Annotated in this window: 12 protein-coding genes; 4 read left to right on the forward strand and 8 right to left on the reverse strand. The window is 55.0% G+C overall.

The features are described from left to right. The first annotated feature begins 62 nt into the window (after positions 1 to 62). On the forward strand, positions 63 to 1,013 hold the full coding sequence (locus tag G536_RS32455; RefSeq protein ID WP_084708455.1) for a GAF domain-containing DNA-binding protein: 951 nt from the start codon (positions 63 to 65) through the stop codon (positions 1,011 to 1,013). Between the two features lie 382 nt (positions 1,014 to 1,395). Here G536_RS32455 and G536_RS0102355 read toward each other — a convergent pair whose 3' ends face one another. From G536_RS0102355 to G536_RS0102385, 7 genes are all read right to left on the reverse strand, one after another. Next, entirely contained in the window at positions 1,396 to 2,793 is a 1,398-nt protein-coding gene (locus G536_RS0102355; protein WP_022821975.1) for a murein hydrolase activator EnvC family protein, read from the reverse strand. Beyond that, entirely contained in the window at positions 2,777 to 3,538 is a 762-nt protein-coding gene (gene lolB1, locus G536_RS25890; protein WP_022821976.1) for a lipoprotein insertase outer membrane protein LolB1, read from the reverse strand. Before lolB1 ends, G536_RS0102355 begins: the two co-directional genes overlap by 17 nt. After that, the gene (locus G536_RS0102365) at positions 3,531 to 5,360 is read right to left on the reverse strand and encodes a tetratricopeptide repeat protein (RefSeq protein WP_022821977.1); all 1,830 of its coding nucleotides are present in this window, start codon (positions 5,358 to 5,360) and stop codon (positions 3,531 to 3,533) included. Before G536_RS0102365 ends, lolB1 begins: the two co-directional genes overlap by 8 nt. A gap of 199 nt (positions 5,361 to 5,559) precedes the next feature. Further along, positions 5,560 to 6,570 (reverse strand): sugar phosphate nucleotidyltransferase, encoded by a 1,011-nt coding sequence (locus G536_RS0102370; protein WP_022821978.1) that lies wholly within the window; start codon positions 6,568 to 6,570, stop codon positions 5,560 to 5,562. A gap of 116 nt (positions 6,571 to 6,686) precedes the next feature. Then, positions 6,687 to 7,121 (reverse strand): dUTP diphosphatase, encoded by a 435-nt coding sequence (gene dut / locus G536_RS0102375; protein ID WP_022821979.1) that lies wholly within the window; start codon positions 7,119 to 7,121, stop codon positions 6,687 to 6,689. Between the two features lie 136 nt (positions 7,122 to 7,257). After that, positions 7,258 to 8,760 (reverse strand): oligosaccharide flippase family protein, encoded by a 1,503-nt coding sequence (locus tag G536_RS0102380; RefSeq protein ID WP_022821980.1) that lies wholly within the window; start codon positions 8,758 to 8,760, stop codon positions 7,258 to 7,260. 129 nt (positions 8,761 to 8,889) lie between these two features. Further along, complete coding sequence (locus G536_RS0102385; RefSeq protein WP_022821981.1) at positions 8,890 to 9,678, reverse strand: enoyl-CoA hydratase/isomerase family protein; 789 nt, start codon at positions 9,676 to 9,678, stop codon at positions 8,890 to 8,892. 238 nt (positions 9,679 to 9,916) lie between these two features. On the opposite strand from G536_RS0102385, the gene mscL reads away from it, so the two are divergent. The 3 genes from mscL to G536_RS0102400 all read left to right on the forward strand — a co-directional run bounded on the left by mscL (position 9,917) and on the right by G536_RS0102400 (position 12,004). After that, the gene (mscL, locus tag G536_RS0102390; protein ID WP_022821982.1) at positions 9,917 to 10,342 is read left to right on the forward strand and encodes a large conductance mechanosensitive channel protein MscL; all 426 of its coding nucleotides are present in this window, start codon (positions 9,917 to 9,919) and stop codon (positions 10,340 to 10,342) included. 110 nt (positions 10,343 to 10,452) lie between these two features. Then, a complete protein-coding gene (locus G536_RS0102395; protein ID WP_071837650.1) occupies positions 10,453 to 11,454 on the forward strand; it encodes a DUF3078 domain-containing protein in 1,002 nt (333 codons plus the stop codon). Positions 11,455 to 11,563: 109 nt separating this feature from the next. Continuing rightward, a complete protein-coding gene (locus tag G536_RS0102400) occupies positions 11,564 to 12,004 on the forward strand; it encodes a hypothetical protein (protein WP_157530338.1) in 441 nt (146 codons plus the stop codon). Between the two features lie 317 nt (positions 12,005 to 12,321). On the opposite strand, the gene G536_RS31995 is transcribed toward G536_RS0102400, so the two are convergent. Then, positions 12,322 to 13,155 (reverse strand): hypothetical protein, encoded by an 834-nt coding sequence (locus G536_RS31995; RefSeq protein ID WP_022821985.1) that lies wholly within the window; start codon positions 13,153 to 13,155, stop codon positions 12,322 to 12,324. Between the last annotated feature and the right edge of the window lie 19 nt (positions 13,156 to 13,174).

The raw sequence follows: 13,174 nt of genomic DNA on the forward strand, positions 1-13,174 counted from the left end.
TATTATAGCTACAGCTTTTCTGCTACTAGTACCACCACCCACCCTAGTGAATATCTGCGAAAATGAGCCCAGCCACCAGAATCACTCGCCCGCCAGTGTCCGCGCTGCAACAGCCCAATGAGGCCGAGCGGCTGGAAGTGTTACGTAATTATCAGGTGCTGGACACACCACCTGAAAAGGCTTTCGATGATTTAGTGCGGCTGGCAGCCTATATATGCGGCACGTCGGTATCGTTGGTGTCGTTGATTGACGCGGAACGGCAATGGTTCAAGGCCAACGTCGGGCTGACCGGCTATCAGGAAACTCACCGTGACGCGGCCTTTTGCCAGTACGCTATGCTCTCCGACGACGTGTTTGAAGTAGAGGACGCCACTAAAGACCCGCTGTTCCGGCAGAACCCTATGGTGCTAGCCGACCCCAGCATCCGGTTTTACGCGGGAGCAGCATTGGTTTCGCCGGAAGGAATGCCGCTAGGCACCATTTGCACCCTTGATACACAGCCCCGGACGCTCACCGAGCATCAGCGCGATGCACTCCGGATTCTGGCCCGTGAGGTAGTAGCACACCTAGAACTGCGCCGAGCCCGGTTGCAACTGGAACAGGAACAGCAAAAGCTGGAAGGCTTACTGCGAATGGCTAATAACGCGGCCGAATCGATGTTTGTAGGTAGCCGCAACGAGATTTTCGTGAAGCAGGACCACAAGCTAGTGCGCGTACACACCGAGGACATCCGGTATGTGGAGGCGTTAGGTGATTATGTGAATATTTATACTTCGCGGGAACGGTATACGGTGTATAGCACGATGAAGGAACTGGAAGCCAAACTGCCAGCCCGTGAGTTTGCGCGCATTCACCGCAAGTACATTGTGTGCCTCGACCGGATTACTGCAATTGAAGGCGACACCATTGCTGTAGACACCGGCCGTAGCGCCGACCGTCAGCAGAATCCGACTACAGTTCCAATCGGCAATTCATATAAAGCCGCGCTATTGAGCAGATTGAACTTGATATAGACTTAATGATAAGAGTTCAGGCGTAAAGGTGGTAAATAGTGTCATTCGCCGGGAAAAAGGTGTGCTTCGGCGAAATCATAGCACTTGTAAAATTACAAGCTTCTATCTTTCGTCATGTTATCGGGGTTGTACTGGTTGACTTGTTGTCAACATGGCTTTACAAGCCAGCCGGAAGGCACTGATAGCTAAGTTTGTTTTCATAGCTCAGAAAGACACCATGCCTTGCATGGTGTTTTTTTTGCTACAAACTAAACCAATCAATAATCTTCGGTTGCAATGATTTACAGCTTTAAAGCGCAAGGTTATCATGAGGAAGGAGTAGATTTTGTCTTGTTTAAAGACAAAATCTACTCCTTCTGTACCGAACAATTAATTCAGCGCTTTAGCGGCGACCAATCCAGTTTTCTGGATTGAGGTTGGCGCTGTTACGCCACAATTGGAACTGTAGCTCCGACGTGCCTTCGGAGTTGGTGTACACGGTGCCAATGGGCTGACGCATTTTCACGGTTTCGCCTTCACTCACGCTTACTCCCCGCAGCTTGGCGTATACCGTAAAGTACTCACCGTGCTGAATCATGACAATGTTGTTCATGCCGGGTACGCTGGCTACCGTCAGCACCTTGCCATCAAAAATGGCCCGTACTGGCTCTCCAGCGCTGGTCTGAATATCGATGCCGCGGTTTTCCACTACCACGTTTTTCAGTACTGGGTGGTTGTGCCGTCCAAAACGTTGCGAAATAAAGCCTTTAGCTACTGGCCATAACAAGCGCCCCCGGTTGTCAGCAAACGACGACGAAAGGATAGCTGTTTCGGGGGTGAGAGTAACTCGGTCGGTGCGGGTGGCGGCGGCTTCGGCGGGAGCATCGTAGGTGTTGCTTCCGGCCCCAGAGCCTCGGTTAGCAGCGGCGCGCTGGGCTCGTTCCCGGGCGGCGGCGCGGGCAGCGGCTACGCGGGCAGCACGAGCAATTTCTTCCCGTACTCGCTCGGCAATCAGGTTATCGAGGCGACTGATGGCTTTCTGGCGGTCGGCCAGTTCCTGCCGCAGGTTCTGTTCCTGCTGGCTGAGCTTGGTTACCACTTGGTCCTGCTGGGTTTTCATGGTCAGCAGGTTGTTTTTCTCGGCCACCTGGGTGTTGAGCAGGGTGCCTTTCTCTTCCTTCTTGACTTTGAGGCCGGTTAGCTGCTGGGTGAGGCGCTGCTGGGTGCCGGTAATCTGGGCGGCTTGTGCCTTGCGCACCTCCGAATACTGCCGGATATAGCGCAGCCGGAGCATGAATTGGTTGAACGACTCGGCCGCAAACAGGAACATGATGCGGTTGTAGCTATTGGCCGTTTTGGACGCCGAATAAATCAGGCGGCCGTACTCGGCCTTTAGCTGATCGAGGCTCTGGCGGGTTTGCTGCACCTGCTGCTCGGTCTGCTGCACATCGGTTTCAATGTATTTCAGCTCCGACGAAATGTTGCGAATCACGCCCTGCTGCACCGTTAGCTTTTCCTTGAGGGCGTTGAGCTGGCCTAGAGAAGCTTCCTTTTGGCGCTGGGTCTGCTCCAGAATGCGGCTGGTTTCCTGAATGCGCTGCAAGGTGGCGCGCCGCTCCCGTTCCAGCTGCGCCTTGGATTTGGGCGCGGCGGTGCGCCTACGGGTAGCGCTGGTGCGCTTGCGGGTGGTAGTGGTACGGCGTTTCTGCTGCGCCTGCACGTAATTATCGGGCACGAGTACGCCTGCCCCAAGGACTAGTAGCAGCAGCAGGAACAGCCAACGCTTACTTTTTGCGGGCATAGCCTTTGGGAATGGAGAAAGGGAACAGCAGGCGTTCCTTGTCCACGTCTACGTTGCGGTAGGTGATGGTGAGCGTAGCCGGCGCCGACTGACCCTGTTGCAGCTGCACGGTGGCGGTGTGCGCGAACGGGCTGGGGTTGCGTTCCAATGCCTGAAAATCAGAGTAGTTCACCGTCACCTTGTTCTGCGTAACTGAGTCGCGGACAGTAAGCTGCTGGACCCGGCCTTTACCCAACTCAATCAACTGCTGCACTAGCAAGCCGGCCTGCTCGTAGCTCACCTTCTGCACGGCGCTTTCGGTGCTCACTTTGGGCACGGTAGCCTCACTCACGGGAGCCAGATAGTTTCCCAGTAGCAGCGCCTGAAGCATGTCGAAGGTGACGGGCACGTTCAGGCGCTTGCTCAGGTAAGCATAGTCGCCGGCGTAATACTCGCGGTGCAGCTTATCAAGCACCTGCACCGAATCTTGGGTGATATAGGCCCGGAAGCCTTCGAAACCAATCAACGACGCTGAAATCCAGATGACGCTGTCCTTACGGATGCGGATGTTGAGGTTGCCGCCTTGCTGCTCGTATTGCGCTTTGCCTTTAGCCGACAGAAAACGGAAATCCAGGTTGGTGGCTCGCACGGCTTCGGGTACGGGCCGGGCCGCGGTTGGCTTGGCAGTAGTTGGAAAAATCTTGCGGTTGCAGCTTCCCAACACGGTGGCCGCCAGTAGCAAGCCTAGGGCAATGCGGTTACTCATACAATTTTTTGTCTTTGATCTTGCGGTCAATCAACTCCGATGTACCGCCGTTTTTCTTGGCCCGTAGCCATTCGGTGTGCGCCTTGTCTTTCTCGCCAAGCTGGTATAGCACGTCACCGTAGTGTTCGATAACGGTACCGTCTTTGGTGGTTTGTAGGGCTTTTTCCAAGCTCTGGCGCGCTCCGGTGTAGTCTTTTTGCTTGTAGAGCACCCAAGCGTAGGTATCAAGGTAAGTATCATTGTCGGGGAATTGCTTCACCAGCTTGCCCGCCATTTCCTTGGCCCGCTCCAGCTTCTCGCCCCGTATCGAGAGGAAGTAGCTATAGTTGTTGAGCGCCTGCGCATTGTTAGCATCAAACGCCAGTGCCGCCTCATAGGCCGCATCCGACTTTTTGTAGTCCTTTACTTCGTGGTACGCGTCGCCGAGCTGGCTGTCGAACTGGGCCAGCAGCTCGGGGTTGTCGGTAGCCAGTTTGCGGCCGTATTCCAACGACTTCACACCTTTCGCTGGCTGCTTTTTCAGCATGTACCCGACGCCGTTATAGAACCACAGCGGTGCTTGGTTCGGGAACAGCTCCAAGGCCCGCTCGGAGTGGCGCAGCAACGAATCGGTTTGGTTGAGTTCGGCATCAATCAGCACCACTTGCTGCCAGATTTGGTAGCGGGTGTTGTCGAGCTTGATGGCCTGCAAATACGTGTCGCGCGCTTCTTTCTTGCGGTTGGTGAGGGTCTGGATGTCGCCGGCTACGGAGTAGGCCTTGGCGTCCTTGGGGTGCACCCGTACTGTAATGGCAGCCAAGTCCAGCGCGGTTTGTTCCAGTTTGGGGTTTGGGAGCTGCTTGATGTAATCAACCAGCACGCGCACCTTATTGTCGATGTCGAGGCCGGGGCTCTCAAACGCCAGCTTGATCTGCTTTTCCGACTCCGTGGTATTGCCCTGCTGCCGGTACACGTCGGCCATAATCATGTGGGCCTGGGCGTTGTCGGGGTCGGTGCGGAGGGCTTGTTGGGCCACTCGCAGGGCGTCGGGCAAGCGGTTGTTGGCGGCGTACATTTCGGCCTGGGACAGCACGTACCGGATTTCGTCGGGGTTGGCCTTAATCAGGGCCTCACCTTCTTGTAATGCTTTGTCAAGGTTATTCTGCTTGAGGTAAATCTGCTGCTTCTTGAACGATATCTCATCGAGCGCGCCAAACTGCTTTTCGGCCCGCTCCAAGGTGGCTAGGGCTTCGGGCAGCTTGCCTTGCGCCAGATACAAATCGGCCAGGTTGAACAGGTAATAGCCAGAATCGGGCACGTCCTGAATCAACTGGGCGTACACCTTGGTGGCTTGGTCGTACTGCTTCTGCGAGGCGTAAATCTGGGCCAGCAGCAGGTAGTAGTACGAGTTTTTGGGGTCGAGCTTGACAGCGGCCTGCGCAAAGTTGGTGGCATCCTTGAGGTTGCCGCTGAGCAGGTTGGTTTCCGCTATTTTGTAGCTGATGGCCGCGTTGGTAGGGTTGAGGGCGTACGCCTTTAGCAGCCGCTCCAGGGCCTTGTTGTAGTCTTCGAGCAGCACGTACTTCACGCCGTCCACGAAGAACGACTCACTCATGCCTTTGTCGCGCTCTGATAGTTGGCGCTGCTGGCTGGCGGCTTCCAGTTCGGCCCGGCGTGCCAGTTCTTTGCGCTCTTTGCGGCTGAGCTTGCCGAGTTTGGCCGGCTTGGATTCCGCTACTTTATCGGCAGGAGCCGGCGCGGCTGGCCGTTGCTGCGCCCGGCCGGTTTCCGCCGTCAGGAGCAAGCCCAGTACCAGAGAAAAGGAAAGAAAAACGCTACGCATGAAAGCAGGAGTGCGGAGCAAGCCGCCGGTCAAAGAATACAGAACGAGGTGAAGATACCCAAAACAACGGAGTGAACTTCGTGCCTCTGCGTAACGCGTTGGTTGATTGTTAATTGCTGAATGGCTGATTGCTGTTTGTCTTTCTGAAACCAGAACAAACAACAATCAGCCATTCAGCAAGTAGCAATCAACAATTACCTCACACTTTCAAGGTGTTATAGTCGCCGAGGCTCAAGTCGTTCGGGGTGCTGGTCACGGTGGCAAAGTTGCCAATCATGGAGTTGGTTACGTTGGCATGCGCCACCGTAGCCGACTGCTGCACAATGGAATTAGACACCACCGAGCCACGAATGTTGCTTTTGTCACCCACCGATACGTGCGGACCCACCACCGAATCGGTGATGATGGCGCCCTCGCCGATATAAACCGGCGCAATCAGCACGGAGTTCGTCACCTTTGCCGATTCGGCTACTAAATTCTCGCCGCGCTCCTGCAAATACTCCAGGTAGCGCTGGTTGGTGTACACGGTGGCGTCTTTGTTGCCACAGTCCAGCCACTCGGTTACGCGGCCCGGCACGAAGGTGGTGCCTTTGTTTTTCATGTTTTCGAGGGCGTTGGTGAGCTGGAACTCGCCTTTGTCCTTGATGTCGTTGTCGAGCAGGTATTGCAACTCCTGGCGCAGATACTCGCCGTCTTGGAAGTAATAGATGCCGATGATGGCGAGGTCCGATACAAACGTTTCGGGCTTCTCCACGAAGTCGGTAATCTGGCCTTGCTCGTTCAGCTTTACTACGCCAAACGGCTTGGGGTCTTCCACTTTCTGCACCCAAATGGTGCCAGGCACGCTGGAATCAAGCGTGAAATCAGCTTTGAACAAGGTATCGGCGAAGGCTACTACCACCGGCCCTTTCAGGGCCGACTGCGCGCACAGAATGGCGTGCGCCGTGCCGAGCGGCTCGTCCTGGTAGTGAATTGTGCCTTCGGCACCTACCGACTCAGCAATTTTAATCAGGCTTTTCTCTACTTCCGCCCCGAAGCGGCCAATAATGAATGCCACTTCCGTTACTGGCTCGCCACACACTTTGGCAATGTCCTCTACCAGACGTTGCACGATGGGTTTGCCCGCAATTGGAATAAGTGGTTTTGGAACTGTGAGCGTGTGGGGGCGCATCCGCTTGCCCATGCCGGCCATCGGGACGATAATTCTCATGTGTTGGGAAGTTGAAAAGTTGGTAAGGTGAATCGATTTACTTATTCAGGGGCTGAACTTCTAACGAAATAGAAGATTATTTGGAATAATCATGTAGGTAACAAGCTACCAGCCGTTTAGCTCACGCCCGTGCTGCCGTAGCCACCAGCGCCACGGGCTGTTTCGCTGAGGGTTTCGGTCGGCTCCCACCGGATGGTTTCGTGGCGAGCCACTACCAGCTGCGCAATACGTTCCCCGTCTTGCACCACAAACTCGGTGTCGGACAGGTTAACCAGCAGCACCTTCAACTCGCCCCGGTAATCGGCGTCAATGGTGCCCGGACTGTTCAAGATGCCAATGCCATGCTTGTAAGCCAACCCGCTCCGAGGACGCACCTGCATTTCGTAGCCCACCGGAATTTCCAAAAATAGCCCCGTCGGGATGAGTGCCCGTTGCAAGGGCTTCAACGTAACAGGCTCCGCGAGGTTGGCTCGCACATCGAGGCCGGCGGCGTGGGCGGTTTGGTACTCAGGCAGCGGATGGCGGGAACGATTGATAACAGGGATTTGCATGCGGCAAAGGTAGTTTTCGTTTTTCGTTGCTTGTTTTTCGTTGTTCGTATTCAGGCTGGCTGATTAGCTAAATGGCAATTGGCTTAGGATGAAGTTGTAACAAGCCGCCAGCAACGCAAATCGAAGAACGGAAAGCCTACCGGGCCAACGCTCGTTGTGGTTTTTCAACTACTACAATCAGAGCCAAGAACACCGCGCACAGCCCCAAGTGCCAGGCGTGGCGCACCCAGTAATTTTCGGGGGCAATAAACCAGCCCAGCGCTACTATGCCCGAGGCTACCAGCAGCCACATCAGTAGCCGGCCCACCGGGTAGGGCACCGGGAAGTGCCGCTCGCCCAGCCACCAGCAAATAGCCGCCATCATAAAGTAGCAGGCTAGGGTAGCCAGCGCGCAGCCCATGTAGCCCAGCACCGGAATCAGCAGCAGATTCAGCGCAACGGTCAGTACGGCGCCGGCGCCGCCAATGTAGGTGCCGTAGTAGGTTTTGTCGGTGAGCTTGAACCACACTGACAGGTTCCAGTACACCCCCAGAAACAGGTTGGCCATCAGCAGAATTGGCACTACTACTATACCTTCGCGGTACTCGGCGCGCCGTAAGAACTGCTGCGCAAAGTCTTCGATGTTGACGCTGATAAACACGAAGATGAAGGCGCAGCAGAGCGTGAACCACTTCAAAACCAGCGCAAAAGTGGCTGGTGAGTTCTTTTCGGTGCTTTGGGCGAAGAAGAACGGCTCGGCGGAATAGCGGAACGCCTGAATCACTAAACTCATGAAGATGCTGAGCTTGTAGCACGCCCCGTAGATACCCGCCACTGTCTCGCTGCTCTTGCCCGGATAGAACCCTGTGGGTAGCCAGGCCGGCAGTAGAATCCGGTCCAGGGTTTCGTTCACCATGCCGGCCAGCCCCATTAGCATGATTGGGTAGGCGTACACCAGCATCGGGCGCAACATGGCGAAGTTCAGCTGGAAACGGAAGGCAACTAACTCGCGGGCCAACAGCAGCAACGTGAAAGCACTGGCCGCCAAGTTGGAGAGAAACACGTAGCCGACGCCAATGCTGGGGTCATACACGCTGGCCACCACGGGTTGCAGCACGCTCAAGTACTCGCCCGCCATGATGTCGGGGCACACAATGATGAAGAACAGGTTGAGCGCCACGTTCAGCACAATATTGGCCATGCGGATGGTGGCAAACTTGCGGGCCTTGTTCTCCAGCCGCAGCCGCGCAAACGGAATGGCCGCCACGGCATCCAACCCCAAAATCAGGGCCAGCCAAACGGCGTACCGCTCTTGCCCCGAAGGCAGACTTAGCAGCCGCAACAGCGTGCCTGCCTGCCACGCCAGCAAAGCCGAAAACAGCACGCTGCTCACCAAGAGCAAGCTCAATACCCGGTTGTACAGCAGTTGCCGGTCGGCGCCAGGGCGGTTGGCAAACCGGAAAAACGTGGTTTCCAGCCCATAAGTGAACAGCACATTCAGAAACGAAACGCAGGCGTACAACGCCGTTACGATGCCGTATTCAGCCGCCTCAAACCGGGCCGTATACACCGGCACCAGCAGGTACGTCAGCACACGGCCCACAATGCTGCTCACGCCGTAAATGGCGGTTTGTGAGGCCAGCTTTTTCGCTACACTCATGAGAGTGAATTAGTAATTAAGAATTTAAAATCAAGAATGCGCATGCAGAGCAACTGCGCACGCGGAAGCCCAGGCGACCTACTCTAGTCGGGGCTCGTACACCAATTCTTCCTTACTAATCAGCAACTATTATTTGCCCGTGAAGGCCGTCGGCCTCTTTTCCAGGAATGCCTGGGTGCCTTCCTTGAAGTCGTCGGAGGCAAAGCAGCGGGCAAAGGCATTGGCTTCCGTCTGGTAGCCGTGGCGCTCATCATCGAAGTAGGCATTCACGCTGTCAATCACCAAGCCCACGGCCAGCGGTGCTTTACTCAGGATGCGGCCTAGCAGGTCCCGCGTAAAGGTCAGTAGCTCGGCGGCGGGTACTACGTGGTTCACAAGGCCCAGGCGCAACGCCTCGTCGGCCTTCACCATGTCGGCCGTGAGCATTAGCTCCAGCGCTTTGCCTTTGCCAATTAGCTGGGTCAGGCGTTGCGTGCCGCCGTAGCCCGGAATCAAGCCCAAGTTCACCTCGGGCTGCCCAAACCGAGCATTTTCGGCGGCAATGCGCAGGTGGCACGCCATAGCCAGCTCGCAGCCGCCACCCAAAGCAAAGCCGTTCACGGCCGCTACTACCGGCTTGGGGCTTTCTTCAATCATACAGAACACTTCCTGGCCCTGCTCGGAAGCCCGCCGGGCCAAAGGTTCACTCAGTGCCGCCAGCTCCGCAATATCAGCGCCAGCCACGAAGGCTTTGTCGCCGCTGCCGGTCAGGATGATGCCGCGCACCTGCTGGTCGTCGAGGGCCTGCTGCATAGCTTTGCCAATCTCGCCGATGGTCGCGCCGTTCAGGGCGTTGAGCTTGGTGGGGCGGTTCAGGGTGAGAGTCAGGATACCCGAGGTAGTATCTAGGTCGTAGAGCAGGTTTTCGAAAGAAGCCATAGAGCGGGGAAAGGAAATAGGCGGTAGCAGATGCCGGCAAAGATAGCCGAAATCAGAAGCCGACTACCGACCAGGCACCTCCCGCCAGCCGACCTCAACCCTTGGGAAAGCCACCCGAAAGGCGGTGTCTGCCTCCGGCATCATGTTATATTTCGTCGCGAATAACTGTTGAGGTATTAGATTACTCTTATATTTGCTTGTATATTTTGTTCATTCATCACCGTAACCCTTTAAGCGTATGGGATTTGTTTCCGAATTTAAAGAGTTTATTTCCAAAGGGAATGTGCTCGATTTAGCAGTTGGTGTCATCATTGGCGGGGCATTCGGCAAAATAGTAACCTCCCTCACCGACGACATATTGATGCCGGTGCTCAGCTTGCTCACAGGCGGCATCGACTTCAAAGAGTGGTATCTGTCGTTGGACGGCAAAAGTTACCCTACGCTGCAAGCGGCCAAAGCAGCCCAGGCGGCCACCATCAACTATGGCCTGTTTATGAACGCCGTCATTACGTTCATGCTGATGGCGTTTGCCGTGTTCTGGATTGTGAAGCTAGCCAACCGATTCACCAAGCCGAAAGAAATTGTGGTAGTAGCCGACCCAGGCCCAACCAAAGACCAGGCCTTGCTGATGGAAATCCGCGACGCGCTCCGCAACCGCAGCTAAGCAATTTCTTCTGATTTGCTTTTCGATAAAGCCGGCTTTCTCCTCAACAAACCAAAGGGAGAAAGCCGGTTTTTTTCGCGCTTTATTCAACCCTCAACTATCTCTCGACTATGAAAACATCTACTCTGAATCGATACCGCATACTAACTGGCTTGCTAGTAGGGCTGCCGTTTGCCGCACTGGCGCAGGAACCCGTTCCGAACCGGGCTCCAACTCCTCAGGAAGCTTTCAAAATTTCGGCGGAAGTAGATACGGTGCAAGGCTGGCGGTACGGCGGGGCCGGCACGCTCAACTTCAGCCAAGTGAGCTTAAGTAACTGGGCGCCCGGCGGCCAAAGCTCCCTCTCGCTGCTGGGCCTCGGCAACGCCTACGCCCATTACCGCGCCGACAAACACTCCTTCGACCTAGCTGGCAACTTGGTGTACGGCTTGCTGAAAGCCGGTAAAGCTAAAGTGCGCAAAAACGACGACCGGCTGGAACTCAATGCCCGCTACGCCCGCAGTTTCGCCCCCAACTGGTCGTACGCCGCACAGCTGAACCTGAAAACCCAACTCACGCCCACCAACGACATCGTAAAACCCGATTCGCTGCTGTCGAAGTTTTTTGCGCCCGCCTATATTCTGGCTTCCTTGGGCTTCGAGTACAAGCCCAGTGAAAGCTTCTCGCTGTTTCTGTCGCCGGCAACTGGCAAGTTCACCGTAGTCGGCGACCAGGGCCTAGCCGATGCCGGGGCGTTTGGGGTGAAGGCTGCCCGGCTGGGGCCTGATGGGCTACCGGTGCGGGGTACGGGCGAACGGTTACGTGAAGAGTTGGGCGCCTACCTCAACGCTCGCTACCGCCGGCCCCTTATGGCCAATATCACCTACCAAACGCGGCTGGAGTTGTTCAGCAATTACTTCCATAACCCACAGAACGTCGATGTGAACTGGGAAAATCTAATTGACTTTAAAATCAATAAATTCTTTAGTGCCAGCGTTGCTACCACGCTCATCTACGACGACGACATTTTGGTGCCGCTAAACGTAGACCAGCAGAACGCCGACGGAACAGCCCGTGGCCGACGCATTCAGTTCAAGGAAACGTTAGGTATCGGGCTGACTTACAAGTTTTAAAGAAATTGAACTATCTTAGCATGCGGCCCGTTGCCGCGCTAAGAATACCACCCATTTCTTACCCTCGGTTTCAGTCGGCTTCCCCCGCTTATTTTACCCGTTTTTGCGCATGAAACACTTGTTAGCTGTCATGGTGCTGATTTTCGCAGGCTTGCTCCACCGCACCGCGTATGCCCAGGCTCCTACCCTCCCTTCCGATGGACCAACGGCCCGCCAAGAGCAGGCGCCTCGCAAGCGCAAAGCCAACTCCGTAGACATTGCCAACATGCAGCGGCGCATGAACATGAACCCCGAGGAAGCCAAGCGCGACCAACAAATGGAAGTCCTGCAAGCTCGTTCTGGCAGTGGCAATACTAGCTTTGGTCGGGCCGCGGGCCCCGCTCGGCAGTACGAGAAAGGCAACGGGGGCTTCACGGTGCGTAAATTCAAAGCTAGTAAGCACGCCCGTAACGCTATGATGAAGCGTGGCCAAAGCCGCCCTGCTATGGGTATCGACCCTAAGGGTAAGCCGCTAAACCATAAAAAGAAAAAGCACTTCCTGTTCTTTTAGTTGCTAAGTAGCAAGGCTGCAATAAACCAATATAGGAAAAAGCCCCGGTGCATAGCACTGGGGCTTTTTTCATCTTTAGTGGAATCGAGGCCACCGTTCGCCCCCGGTTTAACTAAAGAATACGTTTTAACCACTGAGTTATACAAAAACAAACTGTCGTTGCTAGCTGCCACTAAAATGATTGGAGAAACTACGCGGTAGCCCGTGCTGTGTCGCCTTATAGCCACAGCATAGTCAAGGTTGACTTTGTAATGAATGGAAATTGGGAATAGAATAAAACCGATAAACCAATGCCGTAGTGGAATGAAGTTTGACCGTTAAAACTTGGTGGTTAGTCCTAATTTCAGGTAGCTCATATCGTAGCCCAACTCAGCAAATGCTCCAATCTTATCCGTAAATAGGTAGCGGCCACCTAGAAAAACACCGGCGTCGAGGCTAGTGCCGTTGCCATAGCTTTCAGTATAGGTATCAGAGTAATTAGTAGAAAACCTCGTGATACGAGCTGCCAAGCTTAGTCCGGCATAGGTGTCTATCTTGGGGTTGTCGGTGAAGTTATAGTGGTACGCGCCACGGGCGGCTATGTAAATATTGCTCCAAGTGGATTTGTAATCGTCGCCCAGTATGTCCCACTTATAGCTATCTGATTTGTAACCAAGTAAGCCGCCTACGCTAATAACCCCCGGCCCTACACCTTCCACAAGCCCCTTTTCAACCGAAAGGCTGATAGCCGGCGACGACTGTGTGCTTCCCCCGAAACCACTGTAGCCATACCCGTAGCCATACCCGTAGCCAATACCTAGATTCACGCCTATCGTACCCTTAGCAAACGAAGGTGCCTGCTGCGGCGCTACACCTGGAATTTCAAGCTTAGGAGAGTTGCTTGTAGCAGGCGGCGGTGGCGCAGTTGCTGGCTGTGCAGCTGGTTGAGAAGCTGGCTTGGCAACGGGTTTTGCGGCGGGGCGTGCTATAGTAGTACGCGTTGCTGCCGGCTTGGTGGTGCTGGTCTTGGTAGTGCCTGCCTTGGTTGTATTTGCTTTCGATACTGGTTTAGCTGTAGCAGTTGGCTTGGTAGTGGAGGTTTTGGTTTGAGCAATAGCTGAGTGCGCAGTTAATCCGGTACCTAGTAGTAAGAGGGCAAAAGCTGCTTTCATGAGAATCGGGAAATGGTTT

Source organism: Hymenobacter norwichensis DSM 15439 (assembly GCF_000420705.1).
Lineage (GTDB): Bacteria > Bacteroidota > Bacteroidia > Cytophagales > Hymenobacteraceae > Hymenobacter > Hymenobacter norwichensis.

What these genes read in the sequence shown, in the direction of transcription:
- G536_RS0102385 (WP_022821981.1), bottom strand. Translation starts at nt 9,678, where the DNA reads ATGGCTTCTTTCGAAAACCTGCTCTACGACCTAGATACTACCTCGGGT.
- G536_RS0102380 (WP_022821980.1), bottom strand. Translation starts at nt 8,760, where the DNA reads ATGAGTGTAGCGAAAAAGCTGGCCTCACAAACCGCCATTTACGGCGTG.
- G536_RS32455 (WP_084708455.1), top strand. Translation starts at nt 63, where the DNA reads ATGAGCCCAGCCACCAGAATCACTCGCCCGCCAGTGTCCGCGCTGCAA.
- G536_RS31995 (WP_022821985.1), bottom strand. Translation starts at nt 13,155, where the DNA reads ATGAAAGCAGCTTTTGCCCTCTTACTACTAGGTACCGGATTAACTGCG.
- mscL (WP_022821982.1), top strand. Translation starts at nt 9,917, where the DNA reads ATGGGATTTGTTTCCGAATTTAAAGAGTTTATTTCCAAAGGGAATGTG.
- G536_RS0102365 (WP_022821977.1), bottom strand. Translation starts at nt 5,360, where the DNA reads ATGCGTAGCGTTTTTCTTTCCTTTTCTCTGGTACTGGGCTTGCTCCTG.
- lolB1 (WP_022821976.1), bottom strand. Translation starts at nt 3,538, where the DNA reads ATGAGTAACCGCATTGCCCTAGGCTTGCTACTGGCGGCCACCGTGTTG.
- dut (WP_022821979.1), bottom strand. Translation starts at nt 7,121, where the DNA reads ATGCAAATCCCTGTTATCAATCGTTCCCGCCATCCGCTGCCTGAGTAC.
- G536_RS0102400 (WP_157530338.1), top strand. Translation starts at nt 11,564, where the DNA reads ATGAAACACTTGTTAGCTGTCATGGTGCTGATTTTCGCAGGCTTGCTC.
- G536_RS0102395 (WP_071837650.1), top strand. Translation starts at nt 10,453, where the DNA reads ATGAAAACATCTACTCTGAATCGATACCGCATACTAACTGGCTTGCTA.
- G536_RS0102370 (WP_022821978.1), bottom strand. Translation starts at nt 6,570, where the DNA reads ATGAGAATTATCGTCCCGATGGCCGGCATGGGCAAGCGGATGCGCCCC.
- G536_RS0102355 (WP_022821975.1), bottom strand. Translation starts at nt 2,793, where the DNA reads ATGCCCGCAAAAAGTAAGCGTTGGCTGTTCCTGCTGCTGCTACTAGTC.